The following is a 22,135-nucleotide window of genomic DNA, read 5'->3' as shown; positions in this document are numbered from 1 at the left end:
GTCAGGCTGCGCGATTGGGCTCGACCCAGCCGATCGTGCCGTCATGGCGGCGATAGACCATGTTGAACGATCCGGTGCCGCTATTCTTGAATAGCAGCGCATTGGTGTTGCGCAGGTCGAGCATCATCACCGCGTCGGACACGCTGGCATCGGGCACGTCGACGCGGGTTTCGGCGATGATGAGGGGAGCGTCGGCAACTTCCTCTTCCTCCTGCTCGCTACCGCCGAACACGGTGTAGCCGGCATTGTCGAAGCCATTGTCGTAACCGCCGGCCTCGTTCATCGCCACGACCTGCGCCGCGTTGCGATCCTTCAGCCGGCGGGTATAGCGACGCAACTGCTTTTCGATCTTGTCGGCGGCACCGACGAACGCGCCCTGCGCCTCCTGTCCGCTGTTATGCCCCTTGAGCACCAGGCCTTGGGTCACATGACAGACAATGTCGCAGACGAAACCGTTGTCGTGCGGTCCCTTGCTGAAGGTCGCGGTCGCCGAGATCGCGCGCTGGAAATATTTGTCGGCGATGCCCTGGAGTCGCTCCTGGACCATCTCCTTCAGTGCGTCCCCAGTGTCGACCTGGTGCCCCGAAACCCGGATGTCCATGTAATCCTCCGTCATTGTGAAATCGTGTGAGCCGCTCGAAGCGGGTGGTGTCAACGCCTCACATCGGCGACTGGCCCCATAACGGGTCCTTCAATGTCGCGACGAAGGCGGCGTGGACGGCAAGTTCGTCGGCGCTGGGTGCAAACTGGCGCGGCGGCCGTGCGCGCGACGGGGCGATGGTCTCGATCGTCTCGACGGTGATCGTCGGCGCCGCATCCAGACCGAAGCCGATCTGGCGACCGCCCATCAGTTCGACATAGACCTGTGCCAGCAACTGGGCGTCGAGCAGGGCGCCATGCAGCACGCGGCGGCTGCGATCGATGCCGAAGCGGACGCATAGCGCGTCGAGCGTGTGCTTGGCGCCCGGATGGCGGCTGCGTGCCATCGCCAGCGTATCGACCATCCGCGACAGGCAGATCGGATCGCGTCCGCAGGCGCCCAGTTCGCCATTCAGAAAGCCGAAGTCGAAGGTGGCGTTGTGCGCGATGAGCGGACTGTCGCCGATGAACGCCAGCAGATCGTCGATCGCGGTATGAAAGGCGGGCTTGTCGGACAGGAAAGCATCGGACAGACCATGCACCGCCTCCGCCTCCTTCGGCATCGGCCGGCCGGGGTTGAAATAGGCGTGATAGACATTGCCCGTCTCGACCCGATTGACCAGTTCGACACAGCCGATCTCGACCAGTCGGTCGCCTTCCGAAAATTTGAAGCCGGTGGTTTCGGTATCGAACACGATCTCGCGCATTACGACCTTATCCGCCTTCGCCGCCCCCCATGCAAGCGACCAGCACGGCGACCTGCGCCTTGGTCGCGGCGAGTGTGGTGTCGGTGTAGATAAGATGCGTCGCGCGCTGTCGTTTTGCGGCGTCGGGCAGTTGCGAGGCGAGAATCGCGGCAAAGGCCGACTCGGTCATGGTCGGGCGGGCAAGGACGCGGGCGCGCTGAATCTCGGGGGCGGCGGTGACGACGGCGACGGAGTCGCAGCGTGCGTCGCCGCCGGTTTCGAACAGCAACGGCACGTCGAGCACGACCAGCGGCGCGTCGGCATGGTCGTACAGGAAGCGCTGACGTTCGGCGGCGACGGCGGGGTGGACAATCGCTTCCAGCCGACGGCGCGCCAGCGGATCGTTGAAAATGCGTTCGCGCAGGGCAGGGCGATCCACGCCGGCCGGACCAGTGGTGCCGGGGAAGGCGGCCTCGATCGCCGGGAGCAACGCGCCGCCCGGTCCTTGCAGGGCATGGACGGTGGCATCGGCATCGAACACCGGCACGCCGAGATCGCGGAACATGCCGGCAACCGTCGACTTGCCCATGCCGATCGAGCCGGTCAGGCCGAGGATGTGGGTCATGGCTTCACCGCCGCCCCCATAACCTTAGGCAGGCGGGGGTTCGGTTCGATCGCAAATTTCTCACGCCAGCAATCGTGCGCGCAGTTCGTCGTCGCGGTCGCGAGGGGGGGGCGCACCGAAGAACAGTTCGAACGCGAACGCCGCCTGTCCGACCAGCATCTCCAGACCATCAACGGTATCCAGCCCGCGATCATGCGCCTGCGCCAACAGCGGCGTTTCGATCGGGGCATAGACTGCGTCATAGACGACCGCATCCTGCGGCAACGGCGTCAGATCGATGTCGAGCGGCGGCTGACCGGTCATGCCGAGCGTGCTGGCATTCACCAGCAACTTGACCGACGGCAGCGGCGCGGAGAGGGGCAGCGCGTCGCCCTTCAGGCCGAAGGTGGCAAGCAGCGCGGCGGCCTTGAGCGGATTGCGGTTGAGAATCGTCACCCGACCGACCCCAAGTTTAGACAGCGCGAACAGGATCGCGCGCGCAGCGCCGCCGGCCCCGATCACCGCGACCGGTTGCCTGGTCAGGTCGAGACCGGCGATCGGAGCGTGGAATCCGGCGGCGTCGGTGTTGGTGCCGATCCAGTCGCCGCCTTCGCCGCGGAACACGGTGTTGATCGCCCCGATCGATCCGCGCACGTCGCCGGGATCGGCGACGTGGTCGAGCGCGGCCAGCTTGTGCGGCACGGTGACGTTACAGCCGCGCCAATTCGGGTCGGCGCAGCGCGCGGTGAAATAGTCCGCCAGCGCCTCCGGTTTCACGTGGAACCTTTTATACTCGGCATCGATGCCGAGCTGATCCAGCCAGAAGCTATGGATCAGCGGCGATTTGGATTGGGCGATCGGGTCGCCGATCACTTCGGCATAGGGTTTCATGCGGGCAACATTCCCCGTTGGCGCAAATAGCGCGCGATTTCGAGCAAGGGCATGCCGAGAATCGTCCAGTGATCGCCGTCGATGCGGTCGAACAATTGCACCCCCGGCCCCTCGATCCGGAAACAGCCGACACAGCCGCCAATGGCGGGCCATTCGGCATCGAGATAGGTTTCGATGAACGCGGCGGATAGCGGGCGGACGGTCAGCTTGGCATGGCCGATATGGCGCCAGACCGGACGTCCGCCCTCGACGAAGACCGCCGCGCTGAACAGATCGTGGCGACCACCCGACAGCGCGCGGAGATGCGCGGCGGCATCGGCGCGATCGACCGGCTTGTCGAGGACAGTGCCATCGGCGAGTGCAACGACTGAGTCCCCGCCCAGCACCATTGCCCCGCCGACGCGGGTGCCGGCGCGCATAGCCTTCATTTCGGCGAGCGCATCGGCGAGGTCGCGGGGTTTGAGATTCTCGCTCGCCAGCGCCGCCTTGGCCGCTTCTTCGTCGAGACCGCTCGGGATGGCATCGTGTGGAATGCCGGCGGCGTCGAGCATCGCCCGGCGCGTAGCGCTCATCGAGGCAAGAACGAAGCTCATGCGCGCGGCTCCATGCGGCGTTCGTTGCACAGGGTGATGATCGCCGCCGCGGTCTCCTCGATCGAACGGCGGGTGACGTCGATCACCGGCCAGCCATTGTCGGCGAACATCCGCCGCGCGAACGACAGCTCGCGGACCACCGCATCCTGTTCGACATAATCGGTGTCGGGCATCTGGTTGAGCGACAACAGCCGGTTGCGCCGGATCGCGATCAGCCGGTCGGCACTGGTCGTCAACCCCACGACAAGCGGGCGGTGCAGCCTGAACAGAATCGGTGGCGGCGGGCTTTCGACGACGATTGGGATGTTCGCTGTCTTGTACCCGCGATTGGCGAGATAGATCGAGGTCGGCGTCTTCGACGAGCGCGACACGCCGGCCAGCACGATATCGGCCTCTTCCCAATCCTCCGACGCGATGCCGTCGTCATGGGCGATGGTCCACTGGATCGCGTCGACGCGGGCAAAGTAGGCGGCATCAAGACTGTGCTGGCGGCCCGGTCGCGCCTTTGCTTCCTGGCCCAACAGGCTCGACAGCGCGTTGCTGACCGCGTCCATCGGCGCGACGATCGGCAAGCCGAGCGCGGCGCAGCGGGCCTCGAGCATGCGCCGGATCGCCGGATTGACCAACGTATAAAGCACCAGCCCGGGATTGACCGCGATCTCCGCCAGGATGCGTTCGAGATGCGCTTCGGATCGCACCATCGGCCAGAAATGGCGCATCGTGTCGACATCGTCGAACTGCGCCAGCGCCGCCTTGGCGATATTCTCCAGCGTCTCACCGGTGGAGTCGGACAGGAGATGGAGGTGCAGCCGCATCGGGGGCCTTTCTGCACAAGGCTGTGGATAAGTCGGGGGCAGGGGCTAGCGTAACTCGCCCCCGCCGCCAAGCTGTGGAAAAGCCCGATATCGCTCCAGAGTTATCCACAATCCCGGCACAGGCGGCGATTCAACCCACAGCCTGTGGATAATGTGGACGGCGTCGGGTGAATCGGCGGACTCCTGCGGCTTTGCGCCCGTCAATCTGTTGGCATTTCGGGTAATCCACCATAAGCCCCGTTACCCACCGCCCAACCACTTCCAACCACCCAATTAGAATCTACTTATTAGTAGAGGAGTGACGACGCTGACCGGTTCTCCCTCTCCGAAACCGCTTCTCCGGGTGCTGGCCGGCGAGAAGCAGTCTGTGCCGCCAATGTGGCTCATGCGACAGGCCGGACGCTATCTGCCCGAATATCGCGCGTTGCGGGTGGAGAAGGGTGGGTTCCTCGATCTGGTGAACGATCCCGCCGCTGCAACCGAAGTGACGTTGCAGCCGCTCCGCCGCTTTGCGTTCGACGGGGCGATCCTGTTCAGCGACATATTGATGGTGCCCAACGCGCTGGGGCAGAAGCTGTGGTTCGAGGCGGGCGAGGGGCCGCGGTTGGCGCCCGAGTTGCGAACGCGGGTGGCGATCGATGCGCTGGTGCCCGATGCGGCGATCCTCGACCCGGTCTACGCGACAGTACGCGGAGTTGCGGCATCGTTGCCCAAAGCGACGACGTTCCTCGGCTTCGCGGGATCGCCGTGGACAGTCGCTACCTACATGATCGCCGGCAAGGGCAGCCGTGAGCAGGCCGAGGCGCGGCGCATGGCCTATGGCGATCCGGCGGCGGTACAGGCACTGATCGACCGGATCGTGGCGATGACGATCGACTATCTCGTCGGTCAGGTCGAGGCGGGCGTCGAGGCGGTGCAGTTGTTCGACAGCTGGTCGGGGAGCCTTGCCCCCGCCGAGTTCGAACGCTGGGTGATCGCGCCGACGGTGGCGATCGTCGAAGGATTGCGCGCACGGGTCGATGTGCCGATCATCGGCTTTCCCAAGGGGGCGGGCGGCAAGCTTGCCGCCTATGCGCGCGAGACGCGGGTCGATGCGATCGGGCTGGACGAGACGGTCGATCCAGTCTGGGCTGACCGCACCCTTCCTACGGGCCTGCCGGTGCAGGGCAATCTCGACCCGCTGCTGCTGATCGCCGGTGGCGAGGCGTTAGATGCCGGGATCGACCGAGTGCTGGCGGCGTTCGCCGACCGGCCGCACGTCTTCAACCTCGGCCATGGCATTCAGCAGGACACGCCGATCGCGCATGTAGAGCGACTGGTGGCACAGGTGCGGGGGCAGTGAGCGGGTTCCTGGGCGGCGCCTATCTTTGGGTAAAGGCGGCGCATATCGTGTTCGTCATCTTCTGGATGGCGGGACTGTTCACGCTGCCGCGCTATCTGGTGCATCATCAGGAGGGGTTGGGCGATCCCGCCGAGCCGCCGCGCTGGATCCGGCGCGAGGCGTTGCTCAAGCGGATGATCCTGACCCCGGCGATGGTAATCGTCTGGGTACTGGGGTTGTTGCTCGCCGCCAATGTCGGGCTGTTCGACGGGGGGGCGGGGCTGGGCTGGCTCCATGCCAAATTGTTAGGGGTGGTGCTGCTTAGCGGCTATCATGGCTGGGCGATCGGCTATGCCCGCAAGCTGGCGGCAGGGCGGCCGACGCTGACCCCGAAGCAGTTGCGGCTGGCGAACGAATTGCCGGCGCTGGCGGCGATCGCGGCGGTGGTGCTGGCGGTGGTGAAGCCGTTTTAGGGGGAGCGGATATGTGGACGATGCTGGTCGCGTTGCAGGCGGCGGCGACGCCGGTGCCGGCGGCGGTAGAAGCAGACCTTACCTGTCTGGCGGTCATCGCAATGTCGGTCGAGCGCGCCACGCCCGAGCAGCGTAGCGGGCTGATCGGTGGGCTAATGTATTTTATGGGTCGCATCGATCAGGTGCGCCCCGGCTTCGATTATGCCGGACAGCTGACGCGATTGATGAACGCCAGCGACGCGACGGACAAGCTACGCGCGGCGCAACCGCGTTGTTCGACGATTTTGCGAGAACGTGGCGAGTCGATGCAGCGTTGGGGCCAAGCGTTGCAGAATAGCGGGAAGCGATAATATGCAGCTGGTGCTGGCGGGGATGGTCCTAGGCGTTCCGCCGGCCATGGCCAGTACAAATGACGATCTGCGCTGTATCGCGGCAATCTCGCACTCGCTGGCTACTGCCGAAACGCAGCAACGCGCTGTGCTGACGACGGGCATGGCATATTTCGTCGGGCGTGTCGAAGGCGCGGCGCCGGGAACCGACATCGCCGCTGCGGTCGACCGGATAAAAAGAGCGCCGGACGCGCAGGCTGTGCTCGAACGCGTCGGCTTGTCCTGCGCTCAGCAAGTGCTGGCGAACACGACGCTCTTCGCCCGACTGGATCCGGCGGTCGCGAGGATCGAACAGAACCACTGACAGCGTCACGCGGCTTGACTTGCAGCAAGCCGCGACCTAGGTCGAATGACAGTGGCGCCCGGTCCTCGGTGCGCCCGTCCCAGCTGCTTGCGTCCGCCCTTTCTGCCGACCTTGCCTCTACCTCGCTGATCTGGACCACCCCCAATGCATCTAAAAGACTTAAAGAAACACGCCCCCGCCGAACTGGTCTCGATGGCCGAGGAATTGGGGGTCGAAGGCGCGTCGACGATGCGCAAGCAGGACCTGATGTTCGCGATCCTCAAGGCGCGCGCCGAAAATGGCGAGCAGATCATGGGGGTCGGCACGATCGAGGTTTTGCAGGACGGCTTCGGCTTTCTGCGCAGCCCGGAAGCCAATTACCTGGCCGGACCGGACGATATCTATGTCTCGCCCAACCAGGTCCGCAAGCACGGCCTGCGCACCGGTGACACGGTCGAGGGCGAGGTCCGCGCGCCCAAGGACGGCGAGCGCTATTTTGCGCTCAGCAAGCTAGTCTCGGTCAATTTCGACGATCCCGATGCGGTCCGCCACCGGGTCAACTTCGACAATCTGACGCCGCTCTATCCCGAGCAGAAGCTGACGCTCGACCAGCTCGATCCGACGATCAAGGACAAGTCGGCGCGGGTCATCGATATCGTCAGCCCGCAGGGCAAGGGCCAGCGCACGCTGATCGTCGCGCCGCCGCGCGTCGGCAAGACCGTCATGTTGCAGAACATGGCGAAGGCGATCACCGACAACCACCCCGAAGTCTTCCTGATCGTCCTGCTGATCGACGAGCGGCCCGAAGAAGTGACCGACATGCAGCGCAGCGTGAAGGGTGAGGTCATCTCCTCGACCTTCGACGAACCGGCGCAGCGTCACGTCCAGGTCGCCGAAATGGTGATCGAAAAGGCCAAGCGGCTGGTCGAGCACAAGAAGGATGTCGTGATCTTGCTCGACAGCATTACGCGTCTGGGCCGCGCGTACAATACGGTCGTGCCTTCGTCGGGCAAGGTGCTGACCGGCGGTGTCGACGCCAATGCGCTCCAGCGGCCGAAGCGCTTCTTCGGTGCGGCGCGCAACATCGAGGAGGGTGGGTCGCTGTCGATTATCGCCACCGCGTTGATCGATACCGGCAGCCGCATGGACGAGGTCATCTTCGAAGAGTTCAAGGGCACCGGCAACTCGGAAATCGTGCTCGACCGCAAGGTGGCGGACAAGCGCATCTTCCCGGCGCTCGACGTCGGCAAGTCGGGCACCCGCAAGGAAGAGCTGCTGGTCGACAAGACCAAGCTGTCGAAAATGTGGGTCCTGCGTCGCATCCTGATGCAGATGGGCACGGTCGATGCGATGGAGTTCCTGCTCGACAAGATGAAAAATTCGAAGACCAACGAAGACTTCTTCGACAGCATGAACCAGTAAGCGTTCGCCCTGCGACATACTGTCGCAGGAGTCGAACGCGACCGGCCGGCGGGGCAAAGCCCCGACCGACGACGCGGGCTCCGCCCGCGTGCCGCCCCAACCCCCAACGCCCGCTTTTCCATCGGGAAAGGCGGGCGTTGTCGCATTCCGAACCTTTTCCCCCTATCTTGGCGCAAACTCGTATCGGGAAGGGCTCCCATGAAGATCAACGTCGAAGTCGATTGCACCCCGGAGGAAGCGCGCCGCGCGATGGGCTTGCCCGACTTCACGCCGGTCCACGAACGCTATGTGGCGATGCTGACCGAGACGATGGAGAAGGGCGCCAGCCCCGAACTGCTGAACCAGCTGATGCAGAGCTGGGCGCCGATGGGCGAAGCGGGCATGACCTTCTGGCGCAAGATGTTCGAGACGGCGGGCCGTGGCGGCTGACACGATCTTCGCGGTGTCGAGCGGGCGTCCGCCCGCCGCGATCGCCGTACTGCGGATTTCGGGACCAGATGCTGTCGCCGCCGCGACCCGATTGGCGGGCAGGCTGCCGGCGCCCCGCCGTGCGGGCGTTCGGGCGCTGCACGATCCTGTGGATAACCAGTTGCTCGACCGGGCGTTGGTGCTGGTGTTTCCGGGACCGGCGACGGCGACCGGCGAGGATCTGGTCGAGTTGCATCTTCACGGGGGTCGTGCAGTCGTGGCGGCGGTCGAGCGAGCGCTGGCGGTGATGGAGGGGCTGCGCGCGGCCGAGGCGGGGGAGTTCACCCGGCGGGCATTGGCGCATGGCCGTATTGACCTGACCGAGGCCGAGGGGCTGGGCGACCTGTTGTCGGCAGAGACCGATGCGCAGCGGCGTATGGCGCTGGCCAACAGCGACGGACGGTTGCGGCGCACGGTGGCCGATTGGAGCGCCACTGCCACGCGACTGTCGGCAATGGTCGAGGCGGTGCTCGACCATGCCGACGAGGACGATGTCGATGCCAGCGACGATGTGCTGGCGATGGTTCGTCGCGAAGCGGCGGCGCTGTCTGGCGCGATCGATGATGTCTTGGCGGTGCCGCCTGTCGAGCGGTTGCGCGACGGCGTCCGGGTCGTCCTAGCTGGGCCACCCAATGCCGGCAAGTCGACCCTGCTCAACGCACTGGTTGGTCGCGAGGCAGCGATCGTTTCGCCGCTGGCCGGCACGACGCGCGACGTGATTGAGATACCGGTCACCCGCAGCGGCATCGCATGGCTGTTCCTCGACACTGCCGGGCTGCGCGACGATACGAGCGATCCGATCGAACGCATCGGCATCGATCGCGCGACCGGGTCGATGGCGACGGCGGACATCGTGTTGTGGCTGGGGGACGGAACGGCGCCGGTCGAAGCGGTCGCGTTGCATGCCCGTTGCGATGCCCGCGACGACGTTGCGCCGGATCGCATCGCGGTATCGGCGACCACGGGGCAGGGGTTGGCGGTGCTTTGGCAGGTACTGGTCGACCGGGCATCGGCCCTGCTGCCGAAGGTCGACGATCTAGCGCTCAACCGGCGGCAGGCAGGTCATGCCGGTACCGCGGCAGCGGCGCTGCGCCGTGCAAGCCGGCAGCAGGATCCACTGTTGCTGGCGGAAGAACTGCGCTATGGCGTGCAGGCATTCGCGGCACTGACCGGAATGCGCGCGACCGAAGCCGTTCTTGACGATCTGTTTGGTCGCTTCTGTATCGGCAAATGATGTTCCACGTGGAACCTGTGCATGACTTTTGATGTGATAGTGATCGGTGGCGGCCATGCCGGTACCGAAGCGGCGTCGGCAGCGGCGCGGCGCGGCGCGACGACGCTGCTGATCGATTTCGAGCCGGCGCGGATCGGCGCGATGTCGTGCAATCCGGCGATCGGCGGATTGGGCAAGGGCCATATCGTCCGCGAGATCGACGCGTTTGACGGGTTGATGGGACGCGCAGCGGATGCGGCAGCGATTCATCACCGGATGCTGAATCGGTCGAAGGGATCGGCGGTACAGGGGCCGCGGGTGCAGGCGGATCGCGTTCGCTATGCCGCCGCGGTGCGCGCGTTGCTGTTGCATCCGAAGCTGACGATCATGGCGGGCGATACGGTTGCGCTGACCGTGGATGGCGAGGGTGTCAGCGGCGTCGAACTGGCCGATGGCACGCGGATCGCGGGGCGGACCGTCGTGCTTGCGACCGGCACGTTTCTCGGTGGAACGATGTTTCGCGGTGACGAGCGGGCGATCGGCGGCCGGACCGGCGAACGGGCCGCGACACGGCTGGGGCAGCAGTTGCGCGATCTCGGGCTGCCGATCGCGCGGCTGAAGACCGGCACGCCGCCAAGGCTGGACGGGCGGACGATCGACTGGGCGGCTTTGCCCGAGCAACCGTCCGATGCCGATATCTGGACGATGTCGCCGCTGTCCGATCCGGCACGACGGCTGCCGCAACTGGCCTGCGCCATCGCTCGGACGACCGCGCAGACGCATGACATCATCCGTGCCGGGCTGGACCGATCGCCCTTGTTCAGCGGATCGATCGAGGGGCGCGGTCCGCGCTATTGCCCGTCGATCGAGGACAAGGTCCATCGTTTCGGCGATCGCGACGGGCACCAAATCTTTCTCGAACCCGAAGGGCTCGACACCCATCTGGTCTATCCCAACGGCGTGTCGACCTCGCTGCCGACCGATGTGCAACAGACGATGCTACGCAGTGTCGCTGGGCTAGAGCGTGTCGAGATTGTTACACCGGGCTATGCGGTCGAGTATGACTATATCGATCCGCGCGCGTTGACGCCGACGCTGGCGCTGCGGGCGCTAGGTGGCCTGTATTTCGCCGGACAGATCAACGGCACGACCGGATATGAAGAAGCGGGCGGACAAGGATTGATCGCCGGTGCCAATGCCGCTGCGGCCGCGCTGGGATTGGACCCGCTCTTCCTGTCGCGCGAGTCGAGCTACATCGGGGTGATGATCGACGATCTGGTGTTGCAGGGCGTATCCGAACCCTATCGGATGATGACGGCGCGTGCCGAATATCGCCTGCACCTCCGGTCCGACAATGCCGCGACCCGGCTGGGTGCGATCGGTGCGGCGGCGGGGCTGTTGTCGCCCGCGCGTCAGGCACAGCAGGATGCTCGCAACGCGCGACGCGATGCGTTGTCCGACGAGCTTGCCCAGCGACACGTTGCGAACGCGCTGGCCGCCAGGGGAGCGCCGGTGAGCGGCAGCGACACGCGCAGCGGTAGCGAGTGGTTGCTGGTCGCGGGGATCGAACCACGCCATCTTGGGATCGTCGACGAGGACGAAGTGCTCAGCGAATTGATCGAGGATGCGCGCTACGCGCCCTATCTGGAACGGCAGGCGGCGGAACTGGCGGCGGCGCGGGTCGATCATGTCGATCTTAGGCCGGACTTCGCCTACCGGGCGGTTCCCGGTCTGTCGAACGAGATGGTCGAGAGGCTGACCAGCGCTGCTCCGGAGACGCTGGCAGCGGCCGGGCGCATCCAGGGCGTAACGCCGGCGGCGCTGGTTGCGATTCTGCTGCATCACCGTTCCGGCAAGCTCGCGGCATGACCGAAGCGGAGGCGCGCGACTGGATCGAGTCGCGCTTTGGGACCGAACGGACCGCGCTACTGGCGCGTTTCGCCGATCGCATCATTGCCGAAACCGAGCATCAGAACCTGATCGCGGCGTCGACGATTGACCATATCTGGGAGCGGCACCTGCTCGATTCTGCGCAACTCGTACCGCTGGCAGCGACCGCCGGTACCGGCGACTGGATCGATATCGGATCGGGGGCGGGCTTTCCCGGCATCGTTGCGGCGGTGCTGACCGATCGGCGGGTCGTCCTGGTCGAACCGCGCGCGCGGCGGGCCACACTGTTGACGGACATGGCGCGGGACCTTGGCCTGACGAATGTCGTCGTGCATCAGGCAAAGATCGAAAAACTAGCCGCCGATCGCCCTGCGGCGATCATCAGCGCGCGTGCCGTCGCGAAACTTTCGATGCTGTTCGCGATCGGCCATCGGCATAGCAACGCCGATACGATATGGGTGTTGCCGAAGGGACGTTCGGCCGCCGATGAGGTCGCCGAGGCCGGCGCCGACTGGGCCGGAACGTTCCACGTGGAACACAGCGTAACCGATCCGACCTCGTCGATCGTGGTCGCCAGGGGAGTGCGCCGAGCATGATTTGCATCGCCATCGCGAACCAAAAGGGGGGCGTCGGCAAGACCACTACTGCGATCAATGTCGGCACCGCGCTGGCGGCGACTGGGCTCGATGTGCTGATCCTCGACCTTGATCCGCAGGGCAATGCTTCGACCGGACTCGGTATCGGCCGCAACGACCGCGAATATTCGACCTATGACCTGTTGGTCGGCGACATGATGCTGAACGAAGCAGCCGTCGCGACGCGGGTGCCGCGGCTGTCGATCGTGCCGGCGACCGTCGATCTGTCGGGGGCCGAGATCGAGTTGATCGAGTTCGAGGCACGGACCCACCGACTCGATCGGGTAGTCGAAGCAAGCGGCGGCAAATGGGACGTGATCCTAATAGACTGTCCGCCGTCGTTGGGGCTGCTGACGATCAACGCGATGGTCGCTAGCCATGCGCTGCTCGTGCCGCTGCAGTGCGAGTTCTTTGCGCTGGAGGGTTTGAGCCAGTTGCTGACCACGGTCGAACGTATCCGTGGTCGGTTCAATCCGGGGCTGGCGATCCTGGGCGTAGTGCTGACAATGTATGACCGCCGCAACCGGCTGACCGATCAAGTGTCGGACGATGTGCGCGCGGTGTTGGGGAAAGTGGTGTTCGATACAGTGATTCCGCGCAACGTCCGTCTGTCCGAAGCGCCGAGCCACGGGATGCCCGCGCTGATCTACGATTATCGCTGTGCCGGGTCGGAAGCCTATATCGCGCTCGCCCGCGAAGTGATCGCACGACTGCCCGGCCTGGCGGAGGCGGCATGAGCGAACAGGCAGCACCGCGTCGACCACGCGCCGGCGGGCTGGGACGCGGGTTGAGCTCGCTGCTGGGCGAACCCGATGGCGAGCCGACCAACCCGCGCAGTTCGAGTCCGCCCAGCGGCGTCCGCCAGATGCCCGTTACCGCACTGTCGCCGCTGCCGGGACAGCCGCGACGCTTCTTCGACGAATCGGCGCTCGACGAACTAGCGGAATCGATTTCGGCACGCGGCGTGATCCAGCCAATCGTCGTGCGCCCGCACGGCAAGGGCTATCAGATCGTCGCCGGCGAACGCCGCTGGCGCGCGGCCCAACGCGCACGACTGCACGAGGTGCCGGTGGTCGTTCGCGACTTCACCGATACCGAGACGATGGAAATCGCGCTGGTCGAGAATATCCAGCGTCGCGACCTGACCGCGATCGAGGAGGCGGAAGGCTATCGTCGACTGATAGATGAATTCGGCCATACGCAGGAGGCGCTGGCGAACCTCGTCGCCAAGTCGCGCAGCCATGTCACCAATTTGCTCCGGCTGCTCGAACTGCCCAAGCCGATCCAGGATATGGTCGGCGATCAGCGGCTGAGCATGGGTCATGCCCGCGCACTCATCAACGTGCCGGGCGCGGAAACGATCGCCGAGAAGGTCGTCGCCAAGGGGCTGTCGGTTCGCGACGCCGAACGGCTGGCCCGCAATGCGCGCGAACCACGCGAGGGCAAGCCGACGCGCAACCCCCGCCCAACGAACGAAGGTGGCAGCGGGGACGGTGCCAGCGACGCCGATCTGCGCGCACTCGAACGGCAGCTTGGTGACGTGCTCGGACTGAAGGTCGATATCGTCTTCGGCGAGAAGGGCGGGACGATCACCGTTGGCTATTCGACGCTCGGGCAGCTCGATATGGTTTGCCAACGGTTGAGCGGCGAACGCATCTAATACGCAAAATTTACGGGTCCGTCGGTAGGTTGCCGGGCATGACGCTTCACACCCGCCCGCCATCGTCCGTTCCAATAGCGGCCGAGTCGATCGACGTGGCAGGACCGATCGGCATCCTGCTGGATATCGCCGGCGCATCGAGCCGGTTGCTGCTCGACCTGCCCTCGCTACAGGCGCTGGCAACCGATCCCGACGATCCGGCGGGCCAGGTCGGGCAGGTCGGGTCGCTGGTGACGATGCAGGTTGGCCAGATGTGGATCGTCGCTGCCATTCGATCGATCCGACTGGCCGATGACGGTATCAACCTGGTCGCCGATGTCGATTTGATGGGCGAGGCGTATCAACCCGACCCTACCCAAGGGCTGCGCGGGTTCCGGCGCGGGGTGACGCGCTATCCGTTGCCGGGAAGTCCGGTCTATCCGGTGTCGCGCGACGCGCTGCGACAAATCTATGCCAAGCAGGACCGGCCACATATCACGGTCGGACGGGTGCATATGGCCCCCGATATGCAGGCCGCGCTGTATGTCGACGCGCTACTCGGAAAGCATTTTGCCCTGGTTGGGTCGACCGGCACCGGCAAGTCGACCTCGGCCGCCCTGATCCTGCACCGCATCTGCGAGGCGAGCCCGCACGGTCACATCGTCGTAATCGACCCGCATGGCGAATATGCCGCCGCATTCGTCGGCACCGGCGAACTGCTCGACGTGACGAACTTGCAGCTGCCCTATTGGCTGCTCAGTTTTCAGGAGCATTGCGACATATTGCTGTCGCCCGATGGTCCGGCGCGGCAGGTCGAGGCGGATATTCTCGCCCGCTGCCTGCTCGCCGCCAAGGGCAAGAGCCGCATGGCGGCGGAGGTCGCGCGCCTGACCGTCGATACGCCGATCCCCTATCTGCTGACCGACCTGTCGAACATCGTCCAATCGGAGATGGCACGGCTCGACCGGGCCAGCGACAATGCGCCGTTCCTGCGGCTGAAGGCGCGGATCGAGGAACTGCGTGGCGACCCGCGCTACAGCTTTATGTTCTCAGGCATGCTGGTCGCAGATACGATGGCGGCGTTCGTCAAACGCGTGTTCCGTCTGCCGGCACAGGGCAAGCCGATCTCGATCATCGACGTGTCGAGCGTACCGTCGGAAATCACCTCGGTGGTGGTCGCGGTGCTCAGCCGGCTGGTGTTCGATTTCGCGCTATGGTCGCGCGGGGAAGCGTCGCGGCCGGTGCTGTTGGTCTGCGAAGAGGCGCATCGTTACGTGCCGAACGAACGCTCGGGCACCAATTCGGCGGCGGCGACGATCCTTGGCCGCATTGCCAAGGAAGGGCGCAAATATGGCGTGTCGCTGGGGCTGATTACCCAGCGCCCCTCCGACCTTGCCGAAGGGGTATTGTCGCAATGCGGCACGATCCTGACCATGCGGCTCAACAACGAACGCGATCAGGCGTTCGTGCGCGCAGCGATGCCCGAGGATGCGCGCGGCTTTCTCGACGCGATCCCGGCGCTGCGCAACCGCGAATGCATCATCGTCGGCGAAGGGGTGACCACCCCGATCCGCGTCGCCTTCGATCCGCTGGAGGCCGAACGCTGCCCGGCATCCGCTTCGCCATCGTTCACGTCGCTGTGGCAGGAATCGGGTGGCGAGGAGGTGATGGTCGACCGCACCATTCGTCGCTGGCGGACGGGGCGTTGATTAGCGCGCGGCGACGCCCATCAGGCGGCCGACCAGCGCGCGGAAGCGACCGAGTTCCGCACCCTGCAGCCGCTGCACCGTCGCGAAGGCGACCGAGCGCGGATTGACCGGCACGCCGTTCTTCCACAGTTCGTAATGCAGATGCGGGCCGGTCGACAGGCCGGTCGACCCGACATAGCCGATCACCTGGCCACGCGCGACGCGCGTACCGGGAGCGACGACGATCCGGCTCATATGGCCATAGCCGGTGGCGAGACCGCCGCCATGGTCAAGCTTCACGAAATTGCCATAGCCGCCGTGCCGTCCGGCGATCGCGACGCGGCCATCGGTCGTCGCGCGGATCGGGCTGCCATAGGCGGCGGCGAAGTCCATCCCCTTGTGCAGTCGGCGGAAGCCGAGCACCGGATGGACCCGCCAGCCGAAGTTGGACGAAATGCGCGCCGCGACCGGCCAGATCATCGAGCCCTTGCGCTCGCCGACCCCCTTGGGATCGAGCCATTCGGTGCGGCTGCCATCCTGCCAACGGACGAGGCGGACGTCGCGACGCCCTTCGAGCCCGGCATAGAGGAGTTGGCCGAGCTGGACCTCGCCAGTAGCGGCGCGGGCCTGCTCGACGATCAGGTCGAATCGGTCGTCCTGTCCGACCTGGCCCATGGGCACGAGGCCGGAGACGGTGCGGATATAGGATTCGACCGCCTTGGCTGGGGCGCCGGCGGCGCGCGCGGCACGGTACAGGCTGGCACCGACGCGCCCACGAATGCGCAGCGGCGTGTGGTCGATCGCGATCGGGCGCGCGTCGAGGCGCAGCGTGCCGCCTTCGCGCACGACCTCCAGCGCAAGATCGAACTTGGCACGGAAGGCGAGCCGTTCGAGGGGGCGCGGCAGGCTGGGTGTGGCGCGACGACCAAGCGTGATGTCGAGCCGGGTACCGGGCGTCAGTTCGGCGGGATCGACGCGGCCCGCGATCATCGCCGCGACCTGCTGCGCCTCGCCCGCACCGACGCCGGTGCGCTGCAATGCGCCGGCGACGCCGCTGCCAAGCGTCGCGGTCGCCTCGACGATCGGGCGTTCGGGGGTGTTGGCGAGCGGACGGACCCGCGATGTCGCCGCCAGCCGCATGCCGCTGGTGCCGCCCAGCGCACTGGCGCCGAACGACAGGCTGCGCGCTTCGTCGAGCGCGCTACCGTCGAGCGCCGCGGGCACCGCGCTATAGATCGGGCGATCGAAACCGGGTGAGAGCATCCACACCGCGCCGCACAGCGCGGTGCAGGTGGCAAGGCCCCGCCACCAGTCGCGCGATCCGATGTCGGCGCCAAGATCGGGGGTCCAGTCGAACGACTCGATCCGCCCGCGCCATGCCGGGGCAGCGACTACAGGCGCACGACCGAAGCGCAGCGCGCTGGTGCCGCCGGCCAGTTCCAGTCCTTCATCGGTACGCAGGAACACCCATAGCCCCCAGTTTAGGCCGCCCGACCCGGCCCCATCTTCTCCCCTGTGAAGCCGAAGATTTAAAGTCAAATGAACCATTCCGCAGACGGTCGCCCCCTGCGGCAGTCCGTGGTGCGGTAGCGGCAGGGCGAAACTGTCCCACGGAACCGCGGAAAGCCGTTGCGTCGTGCCGCGACAGCCCCGATGTTGTAGGGGATGAGCCAGTTCGCGCGTAGCCCGGTCACCGCTGTGCTGGGGCCGACCAATACCGGCAAGACCTATCTCGCGATCGAGCGGATGTGCGGGCATGCGTCGGGGATGATCGGGTTTCCGTTGCGCCTGCTCGCGCGCGAGAATTACGACCGGGTCGTGGCGCTGAAGGGCGTCGAGAATGTCGCGCTGGTCACCGGCGAGGAACGCATCGTTCCGCCCAAGGCGCGCTGGTTCCTGTGCACCGCCGAATCGATGCCGCTGGAGCGCGAGACCGCATTCGTTGCCCTGGACGAAGCGCAACTGGGGGCTGATTCCGAACGCGGCCATGTCTTTACCGACCGGCTGCTGCGGGCGCGCGGGCGCGAGGAGACGATGATCCTTGGCTCCGATTCGCTGCGGCCGATGGTGCGCGCGCTGATCAAGGATGCCGAGATCATCTCGCGCCCGCGCTTCTCGACGCTGAGCTATGCCGGCGCGCGCAAGCTGTCGCGACTGCCGCGCCGGTCGGCGATCGTCGCCTTCTCGTCCGAGGAAGTCTATGCCGTGGCGGAGGCGATCCGCCGGATGCGCGGCGGAGCGGCGGTGGTCATGGGCGCGCTGTCGCCGCGCACCCGCAATGCCCAGGTCGAGATGTTCCAGTCGGGCGAGGTCGATTATCTGGTCGCGACCGATGCGATCGGCATGGGGCTGAACCTCGACGTTGCGCATGTCGCCTTCGCTTCGCTGCGCAAGTTCGACGGACGGCGGCAGCGGCGGCTGACCATCGCCGAAATGGCGCAGATCGCCGGCCGCGCCGGACGGCATCACCGCGACGGGACGTTCGGCGCGCTGGTCGAGGAAGGGCCGAACGCCTTCACGCCCGAGGAAGTGCTGGCGATCGAGGGGCATCATGTCCCGCCGCTCGAACGGCTGTATTGGCGGCGCGGCGAGCCTGATTTTTCGAGTATCGACGCGCTGATCGATAGCCTGTCCGAACGGCCGACCGATCCGGTGCTGACCGCCGCGCCCGAGGCGATCGACCTGATCGTGCTGAAACGGTTGGCCGAAGAGGATTGGGTGCGGGCGCGGACCCGGTCGCCGGCAATGGTCCGCCGGCTATGGGCGGCGTGCGGCGTGCCCGACTTTCGCAAGCTCGGCCCCGATCCGCACAGCCGTTTCGTCGGGCGCATCTTTGGTCACTTGAGCGAGGGGGCCGGGCATATTCCGCATCAATGGTTTGCCGACGAATTGCAGCGGCTCGACCAGATGAGCGGCGATGTCGAGACGATCGCCGGGCGGATTGCGGCGGCGCGCAGCTGGGCCTATATCGCGCATCGCGCTGACTGGCTGCTCGACCCCGAACATTGGGCGGCCCGGACCCGCGGCGTCGAGGAAAAGCTGTCCGATGCGCTCCACGACCGGCTTCGCCAGCGCTTCGTCGATCAGCGGACCACGCTGCTGCTGCGGCGTATCGGGGCGGGCGCAGCCGACCTGCCGGTCGATGTCGCTGTCGATGGTGCGGTCAGCGTCGACGGCCATGCGCTCGGCCGGCTGACCGGCTTCCGGTTCGAGGTGTCGCCCGATACCAAGGTCACCGACAAGCGCCTGCTGATCGCCGCTGCCGAGAAGGGGCTGGCCGCCGAACTGCGCAAGCGTGGCGCCGAACTGGCGGTCGCGGGTGAGGCCGAACTTGCGCTGGTGGCCGAGCCCGGCTCCGTGCCGGCGTTGACGTGGAACGGGTTGCAGGTGGCGACGCTGACTGCTGGGACGACGCTCGACCGACCGGTAGTGACGCTCGACCGCAGCCTGCAGGTGCTGGACCGTACCGCACAGGGGCAGGTGCGCGATCGGCTGACGGCATGGGTACAGCATGAAATGGCCAAGCGTGCGCCGACGCTGGGCGCGTTGGCGGCGCTGGCGCGCGATCCCGATGCGGGCGGTAGTGTGCGCGCGGTGGCGGCGGCGCTGACCGAGGTCGGCGGCATTGCGCCGCGCGATGGGTTCGAGGCGATGCTGGTGCCGCTGTCGGCGGACGACCGGCGGCGGCTGCGCAAGGCCGGGGTGGCGATCGGCACGCTCGACCTGTTCGACGCGCGCCTGTTCAAGCCGGCCGCGGCGCGGTGGCGGGCGGCGCTGCTGGCGGCGCGTGACGGGCATGTGATCGAACCGCTTGCCCCCAATGCCGCGACGGTGCTGCCGGCAGGGCAGGGGGCGTGGGGCTATCGCCGCTTCGGGCCGCAAGCGGTGCGCGTCGACCTGGTCGAACGGCTTGCCCGCGCGGCGCATGACGCGCGGCGCGGCAATGCGCCCTTCGCCCCCGATCCGGCGCTGGCGACGTCGATCGGGCTTAAGCAGGAGACGATCGCACGAATGATGGCGCAGCTCGGCTTCCGCCCGATCGCGGCAGAGGGCGAGCCACCGCAATGGCGTTGGCAACCGCCGCGCCGCCGTGGCCCGCCGCCGGTACAGCCACCCCGCCCGCGTCCCGGCAACGCGTTTGCCGCGCTCGCCGAACTCACGTCGCGCCGTTGATGGCGGCACGCGCGCCCGAGCCGGTCCCGCATATGCGGCTCGACATGTTCCTGTGGTATGCGCGCTTGGCAAAGACGCGCAGCGCGGCGCAGGCGATCGCGATCAAGGGGACGCTACGCCTCAACGGACGGCGGATCGAACGCGCGCATTGCCCGGTGCGCGTTGGCATGGTCATCGCCTTTCCGCAACAGGGCCGGGTGCAGATCCTGCGGGTCGAGGCACTGCCGACCCGGCGTGGACCGCCCGCCGAAGCGTTGACGCTGTACACCCGGCTGGAACCGACCGGGTCCGCCCCCGTTGACGAGGGCGAAGACCCGGCATAACGCGGGATCGACTCGATTTTCCCGGAGCTTGTTCGACCCATGACCTACGTCGTCACCGACGCCTGCATCCGCTGCAAATATATGGACTGCGTTGAGGTGTGTCCGGTCGACTGCTTTTATGAGGGCGAGAACATGCTCGTCATCAACCCCAGCGAATGCATCGATTGCGGGGTGTGCGAACCCGAATGCCCGGCCGAAGCAATCCTGCCCGACACCGAAAGCGGCTTGGAACAGTGGCTGGAGCTCAACAATACCTATTCGGCGCAATGGCCTAACGTCACCCGCAACGCCAACCAGACCCCGCCCGACGCCGACAAGTGGAAGGGCGTCGAGAACAAGATCGAGCATTTCTCGGCTGAACCCGGCGCGGGCGACTGACCGGCCGGCCGGGCCGGCGCACTGTCCCAAATCGTTTCACGTGGAACCACGGCCGGTCCGCACGCGCGGTTCTGGACGCGTGGCTTTGCACTGGTAATTTTCTTACCAAGATGTTATAGACTGACGGGACGGAGGCAAACATTCCATGCTCCGCCCGGAGATCACCTTTAGCAACGTTCCCTGACCACCCCGCAGCCGCCGTTCGAACAGCGATTGGCGGAGGACGATGGTATCGGAGCGACGACCACGGAAAGGTTACCAATGGCTGCCAAGGCATTGTCCTTCGATGTCGGCGACTATGTCGTTTACCCCAAGCACGGCGTCGGCCGTGTGATCGAACTCCAGCGTAGCGAAATCGCTGGCATGCAACTCGAACTCTATGTGCTGCGCTTCGAGAAAGAGCGGATGACGCTGCGCGTTCCGACCAACAAGGCGGAAAGCGTCGGCATGCGCAAGCTGTCGTCGGACAAGACGATGCGCGAAGCGATGGAAACGCTGAAGGGCAAGCCTAAGGTCAAGCGGACCATGTGGTCGCGCCGTGCGCAGGAATATGAAGCGAAGATCAATTCGGGCGACCTCGTGTCGATTGCCGAAGTGGTCCGCGACCTCTTCCGTGCCGACGACCAGCCCGAGCAGAGCTATTCCGAACGCCAGATCTTCGAAGCCGCGGCCAGCCGTCTGGCGCGCGAGCTGGCGGCGATGGAACAGGTCGACGAACCCAAGGCGTTGGAGCGGATTATCGAGATCCTGCGCGATGCCGCGGCGATCTATAACAAGGAAAAGACTGCCGCCTGAACCGGTTGCAGTCGAACGACAAAAAGGGCGGCCGGCAACGGTCGCCCTTTTTCATGTCGTTGCAGTAGCATGGTCTTCCGCCTTAGTGTATCGTATCACCGATACACATCGGGAGAGGGCGATGCGGTGGGCGGCAGCGATGATAATCGGTCTGGCCGGCTGTAGCAGCGGCGAGACGGCGCGCGATGCGGCGCCGACCGTCCGTGAGATAGCGCTGCGCGACTTTACCGGCGTTGCGCTCGACAGCGGCGATCAGGTCGAGATCACGCAAGGTGACGGCTTTTCGGTTCGTGTGGAGGGCGATGCCGCGACACAGGACCGGATCGACATCCGCCGCGAAGGCGACCTGCTGAAGATTGGCCGCAAGCCTGGCGGGCTGTGGAGCAGCAGCGATACGGTCGCCCGAGTCCGCGTCACCATGCCGGCGATTCGCGTCGGCGTGCTCGCCGGGTCGGGCGACCTGTCGATCGACCGTACGGGCGACGACTTCGCAGGGACGCTCGGCGGATCGGGTGACATGACGATCGGCCAGTTGCACGGGGACACGGCGGCGCTGACCGTCGCTGGCACCGGCAAGATCGCCGCGGCCGGCGCGGTGCGACACCTGAACCTGTCGGTCGCGGGCAGCGGCGATATCGATGCGCGACAGGTCAAGGCGTCGGAGGCGACGGTATCGGTGGCGGGCAGCGGCGACGTCGCCGCCGACATCGCCGGGCCGGTGCAGGTCTCGCTGGTCGGCAGCGGATCGGCGACGCTCGGTCGCGATGCCCGCTGTGTCGTCAACCGGATCGGCACCGGCAGCGTCGATTGCGGCTGA

At 66.1% G+C, this 22,135-nt stretch carries 24 protein-coding genes; 17 read left to right on the top strand and 7 right to left on the bottom strand.

Annotation, left to right across the window (positions count from 1 at the left end):
• Position 1: 1 nt before the first annotated feature.
• Genes hpf through ACTHQV_RS03820 form a run of 6 tightly spaced genes read right to left on the bottom strand, consistent with a single transcriptional unit; the run spans position 2 to position 4,228 of the window.
• The gene (gene hpf, locus ACTHQV_RS03845; RefSeq protein WP_066692624.1) at positions 2-601 is read right to left on the bottom strand and encodes a ribosome hibernation-promoting factor, HPF/YfiA family; all 600 of its coding nucleotides are present in this window, start codon (positions 599-601) and stop codon (positions 2-4) included.
• Between the two features lie 58 nt (positions 602-659).
• Positions 660-1,346, bottom strand: a complete 687-nt coding sequence (gene dnaQ / locus ACTHQV_RS03840) for a DNA polymerase III subunit epsilon (protein ID WP_440488455.1) — start codon at positions 1,344-1,346, stop codon at positions 660-662.
• Positions 1,347-1,353: 7 nt separating this feature from the next.
• The gene (coaE, locus tag ACTHQV_RS03835) at positions 1,354-1,950 is read right to left on the bottom strand and encodes a dephospho-CoA kinase (RefSeq protein WP_440488454.1); all 597 of its coding nucleotides are present in this window, start codon (positions 1,948-1,950) and stop codon (positions 1,354-1,356) included.
• Between the two features lie 60 nt (positions 1,951-2,010).
• Positions 2,011-2,820, bottom strand: coding sequence for a shikimate dehydrogenase family protein (locus ACTHQV_RS03830; RefSeq protein ID WP_440488453.1), 810 nt, complete (start codon positions 2,818-2,820; stop codon positions 2,011-2,013).
• Positions 2,817-3,413 carry a Maf family protein gene (locus ACTHQV_RS03825; RefSeq protein ID WP_440488452.1) on the bottom strand — a complete coding sequence of 199 codons (597 nt, stop codon included), beginning with the start codon at positions 3,411-3,413 and terminating at the stop codon, positions 2,817-2,819. Before ACTHQV_RS03825 ends, ACTHQV_RS03830 begins: the two co-directional genes overlap by 4 nt.
• On the bottom strand, positions 3,410-4,228 hold the full coding sequence (locus ACTHQV_RS03820; RefSeq protein ID WP_440488451.1) for a pyruvate, water dikinase regulatory protein: 819 nt from the start codon (positions 4,226-4,228) through the stop codon (positions 3,410-3,412). The genes ACTHQV_RS03825 and ACTHQV_RS03820 overlap by 4 nt, the downstream gene beginning before the upstream one ends.
• 307 nt (positions 4,229-4,535) lie before the next feature.
• On the opposite strand from ACTHQV_RS03820, the gene hemE reads away from it, so the two are divergent.
• The 12 genes from hemE to ACTHQV_RS03760 all read left to right on the top strand — a co-directional run bounded on the left by hemE (position 4,536) and on the right by ACTHQV_RS03760 (position 15,670).
• The gene (gene hemE / locus ACTHQV_RS03815; protein WP_440488876.1) at positions 4,536-5,570 is read left to right on the top strand and encodes a uroporphyrinogen decarboxylase; all 1,035 of its coding nucleotides are present in this window, start codon (positions 4,536-4,538) and stop codon (positions 5,568-5,570) included.
• Positions 5,567-6,022 carry a CopD family protein gene (locus ACTHQV_RS03810; protein WP_440488450.1) on the top strand — a complete coding sequence of 152 codons (456 nt, stop codon included), beginning with the start codon at positions 5,567-5,569 and terminating at the stop codon, positions 6,020-6,022. The genes hemE and ACTHQV_RS03810 overlap by 4 nt, the downstream gene beginning before the upstream one ends.
• Positions 6,023-6,033: 11 nt before the next feature.
• Positions 6,034-6,372 carry a hypothetical protein gene (locus ACTHQV_RS03805; protein WP_440488449.1) on the top strand — a complete coding sequence of 113 codons (339 nt, stop codon included), beginning with the start codon at positions 6,034-6,036 and terminating at the stop codon, positions 6,370-6,372.
• 1 nt (position 6,373) lies between these two features.
• Positions 6,374-6,715 (top strand): hypothetical protein, encoded by a 342-nt coding sequence (locus ACTHQV_RS03800; protein ID WP_440488448.1) that lies wholly within the window; start codon positions 6,374-6,376, stop codon positions 6,713-6,715.
• A gap of 144 nt (positions 6,716-6,859) precedes the next feature.
• Entirely contained in the window at positions 6,860-8,116 is a 1,257-nt protein-coding gene (gene rho / locus ACTHQV_RS03795) for a transcription termination factor Rho (protein WP_066692595.1), read from the top strand.
• A 198-nt stretch (positions 8,117-8,314) separates the two neighbouring features.
• Positions 8,315-8,545, top strand: coding sequence for a DUF6489 family protein (locus ACTHQV_RS03790; protein ID WP_242414913.1), 231 nt, complete (start codon positions 8,315-8,317; stop codon positions 8,543-8,545).
• A complete protein-coding gene (mnmE, locus tag ACTHQV_RS03785; RefSeq protein WP_440488447.1) occupies positions 8,535-9,818 on the top strand; it encodes a tRNA uridine-5-carboxymethylaminomethyl(34) synthesis GTPase MnmE in 1,284 nt (427 codons plus the stop codon). Before ACTHQV_RS03790 ends, mnmE begins: the two co-directional genes overlap by 11 nt.
• A gap of 21 nt (positions 9,819-9,839) precedes the next feature.
• A complete protein-coding gene (gene mnmG, locus ACTHQV_RS03780) occupies positions 9,840-11,666 on the top strand; it encodes a tRNA uridine-5-carboxymethylaminomethyl(34) synthesis enzyme MnmG (RefSeq protein WP_440488446.1) in 1,827 nt (608 codons plus the stop codon).
• Complete coding sequence (gene rsmG, locus ACTHQV_RS03775) at positions 11,663-12,283, top strand: 16S rRNA (guanine(527)-N(7))-methyltransferase RsmG (RefSeq protein ID WP_440488445.1); 621 nt, start codon at positions 11,663-11,665, stop codon at positions 12,281-12,283. The genes mnmG and rsmG overlap by 4 nt, the downstream gene beginning before the upstream one ends.
• On the top strand, positions 12,280-13,059 hold the full coding sequence (locus tag ACTHQV_RS03770) for a ParA family protein (protein ID WP_056457743.1): 780 nt from the start codon (positions 12,280-12,282) through the stop codon (positions 13,057-13,059). The genes rsmG and ACTHQV_RS03770 overlap by 4 nt, the downstream gene beginning before the upstream one ends.
• On the top strand, positions 13,056-13,982 hold the full coding sequence (locus tag ACTHQV_RS03765) for a ParB/RepB/Spo0J family partition protein (RefSeq protein WP_440488444.1): 927 nt from the start codon (positions 13,056-13,058) through the stop codon (positions 13,980-13,982). Before ACTHQV_RS03770 ends, ACTHQV_RS03765 begins: the two co-directional genes overlap by 4 nt.
• Before the next feature lie 38 nt (positions 13,983-14,020).
• Positions 14,021-15,670, top strand: a complete 1,650-nt coding sequence (locus ACTHQV_RS03760; protein WP_440488443.1) for an ATP-binding protein — start codon at positions 14,021-14,023, stop codon at positions 15,668-15,670.
• On the opposite strand, the gene ACTHQV_RS03755 is transcribed toward ACTHQV_RS03760, so the two are convergent.
• The gene (locus ACTHQV_RS03755) at positions 15,671-17,116 is read right to left on the bottom strand and encodes a M23 family metallopeptidase (protein ID WP_440488442.1); all 1,446 of its coding nucleotides are present in this window, start codon (positions 17,114-17,116) and stop codon (positions 15,671-15,673) included.
• Positions 17,117-17,314: 198 nt separating this feature from the next.
• Here ACTHQV_RS03755 and ACTHQV_RS03750 point away from each other — a divergent pair, with 198 nt between their 5' ends.
• The 5 genes from ACTHQV_RS03750 to ACTHQV_RS03730 all read left to right on the top strand — a co-directional run bounded on the left by ACTHQV_RS03750 (position 17,315) and on the right by ACTHQV_RS03730 (position 22,135).
• Positions 17,315-19,822, top strand: a complete 2,508-nt coding sequence (locus tag ACTHQV_RS03750; protein WP_440488441.1) for a helicase-related protein — start codon at positions 17,315-17,317, stop codon at positions 19,820-19,822.
• A complete protein-coding gene (locus ACTHQV_RS03745; protein ID WP_440488440.1) occupies positions 19,822-20,145 on the top strand; it encodes an RNA-binding S4 domain-containing protein in 324 nt (107 codons plus the stop codon). The genes ACTHQV_RS03750 and ACTHQV_RS03745 overlap by 1 nt, the downstream gene beginning before the upstream one ends.
• A gap of 39 nt (positions 20,146-20,184) precedes the next feature.
• Positions 20,185-20,523: a ferredoxin FdxA gene (fdxA, locus tag ACTHQV_RS03740; RefSeq protein WP_055757295.1), complete on the top strand. Its 339-nt coding sequence runs from the start codon at positions 20,185-20,187 to the stop codon at positions 20,521-20,523.
• Between the two features lie 261 nt (positions 20,524-20,784).
• On the top strand, positions 20,785-21,318 hold the full coding sequence (locus tag ACTHQV_RS03735; protein ID WP_055757298.1) for a CarD family transcriptional regulator: 534 nt from the start codon (positions 20,785-20,787) through the stop codon (positions 21,316-21,318).
• Positions 21,319-21,439: 121 nt separating this feature from the next.
• Entirely contained in the window at positions 21,440-22,135 is a 696-nt protein-coding gene (locus tag ACTHQV_RS03730; RefSeq protein WP_440488439.1) for a head GIN domain-containing protein, read from the top strand.

The sequence above is a fragment of the Sphingomonas sp. SAFR-052 genome, from assembly GCF_051965015.1.
Lineage (GTDB): Bacteria > Pseudomonadota > Alphaproteobacteria > Sphingomonadales > Sphingomonadaceae > Sphingomonas.
Note: the sequence above shows the minus strand (reverse complement) of the source record. Positions and strands in the feature narration are given on the sequence as shown.

What these genes read in the sequence shown, in the direction of transcription:
- hpf (WP_066692624.1), bottom strand. Translation starts at nt 601, where the DNA reads ATGGACATCCGGGTTTCGGGGCACCAGGTCGACACTGGGGACGCACTG.
- dnaQ (WP_440488455.1), bottom strand. Translation starts at nt 1,346, where the DNA reads ATGCGCGAGATCGTGTTCGATACCGAAACCACCGGCTTCAAATTTTCG.
- coaE (WP_440488454.1), bottom strand. Translation starts at nt 1,950, where the DNA reads ATGACCCACATCCTCGGCCTGACCGGCTCGATCGGCATGGGCAAGTCG.
- ACTHQV_RS03830 (WP_440488453.1), bottom strand. Translation starts at nt 2,820, where the DNA reads ATGAAACCCTATGCCGAAGTGATCGGCGACCCGATCGCCCAATCCAAA.
- ACTHQV_RS03825 (WP_440488452.1), bottom strand. Translation starts at nt 3,413, where the DNA reads ATGAGCTTCGTTCTTGCCTCGATGAGCGCTACGCGCCGGGCGATGCTC.
- ACTHQV_RS03820 (WP_440488451.1), bottom strand. Translation starts at nt 4,228, where the DNA reads ATGCGGCTGCACCTCCATCTCCTGTCCGACTCCACCGGTGAGACGCTG.
- ACTHQV_RS03805 (WP_440488449.1), top strand. Translation starts at nt 6,034, where the DNA reads ATGTGGACGATGCTGGTCGCGTTGCAGGCGGCGGCGACGCCGGTGCCG.
- ACTHQV_RS03800 (WP_440488448.1), top strand. Translation starts at nt 6,374, where the DNA reads ATGCAGCTGGTGCTGGCGGGGATGGTCCTAGGCGTTCCGCCGGCCATG.
- rho (WP_066692595.1), top strand. Translation starts at nt 6,860, where the DNA reads ATGCATCTAAAAGACTTAAAGAAACACGCCCCCGCCGAACTGGTCTCG.
- ACTHQV_RS03790 (WP_242414913.1), top strand. Translation starts at nt 8,315, where the DNA reads ATGAAGATCAACGTCGAAGTCGATTGCACCCCGGAGGAAGCGCGCCGC.
- mnmG (WP_440488446.1), top strand. Translation starts at nt 9,840, where the DNA reads ATGACTTTTGATGTGATAGTGATCGGTGGCGGCCATGCCGGTACCGAA.
- rsmG (WP_440488445.1), top strand. Translation starts at nt 11,663, where the DNA reads ATGACCGAAGCGGAGGCGCGCGACTGGATCGAGTCGCGCTTTGGGACC.
- ACTHQV_RS03770 (WP_056457743.1), top strand. Translation starts at nt 12,280, where the DNA reads ATGATTTGCATCGCCATCGCGAACCAAAAGGGGGGCGTCGGCAAGACC.
- ACTHQV_RS03765 (WP_440488444.1), top strand. Translation starts at nt 13,056, where the DNA reads ATGAGCGAACAGGCAGCACCGCGTCGACCACGCGCCGGCGGGCTGGGA.
- ACTHQV_RS03760 (WP_440488443.1), top strand. Translation starts at nt 14,021, where the DNA reads ATGACGCTTCACACCCGCCCGCCATCGTCCGTTCCAATAGCGGCCGAG.
- ACTHQV_RS03750 (WP_440488441.1), top strand. Translation starts at nt 17,315, where the DNA reads ATGAGCCAGTTCGCGCGTAGCCCGGTCACCGCTGTGCTGGGGCCGACC.
- ACTHQV_RS03745 (WP_440488440.1), top strand. Translation starts at nt 19,822, where the DNA reads ATGGCGGCACGCGCGCCCGAGCCGGTCCCGCATATGCGGCTCGACATG.
- fdxA (WP_055757295.1), top strand. Translation starts at nt 20,185, where the DNA reads ATGACCTACGTCGTCACCGACGCCTGCATCCGCTGCAAATATATGGAC.
- ACTHQV_RS03735 (WP_055757298.1), top strand. Translation starts at nt 20,785, where the DNA reads ATGGCTGCCAAGGCATTGTCCTTCGATGTCGGCGACTATGTCGTTTAC.
- ACTHQV_RS03730 (WP_440488439.1), top strand. Translation starts at nt 21,440, where the DNA reads ATGCGGTGGGCGGCAGCGATGATAATCGGTCTGGCCGGCTGTAGCAGC.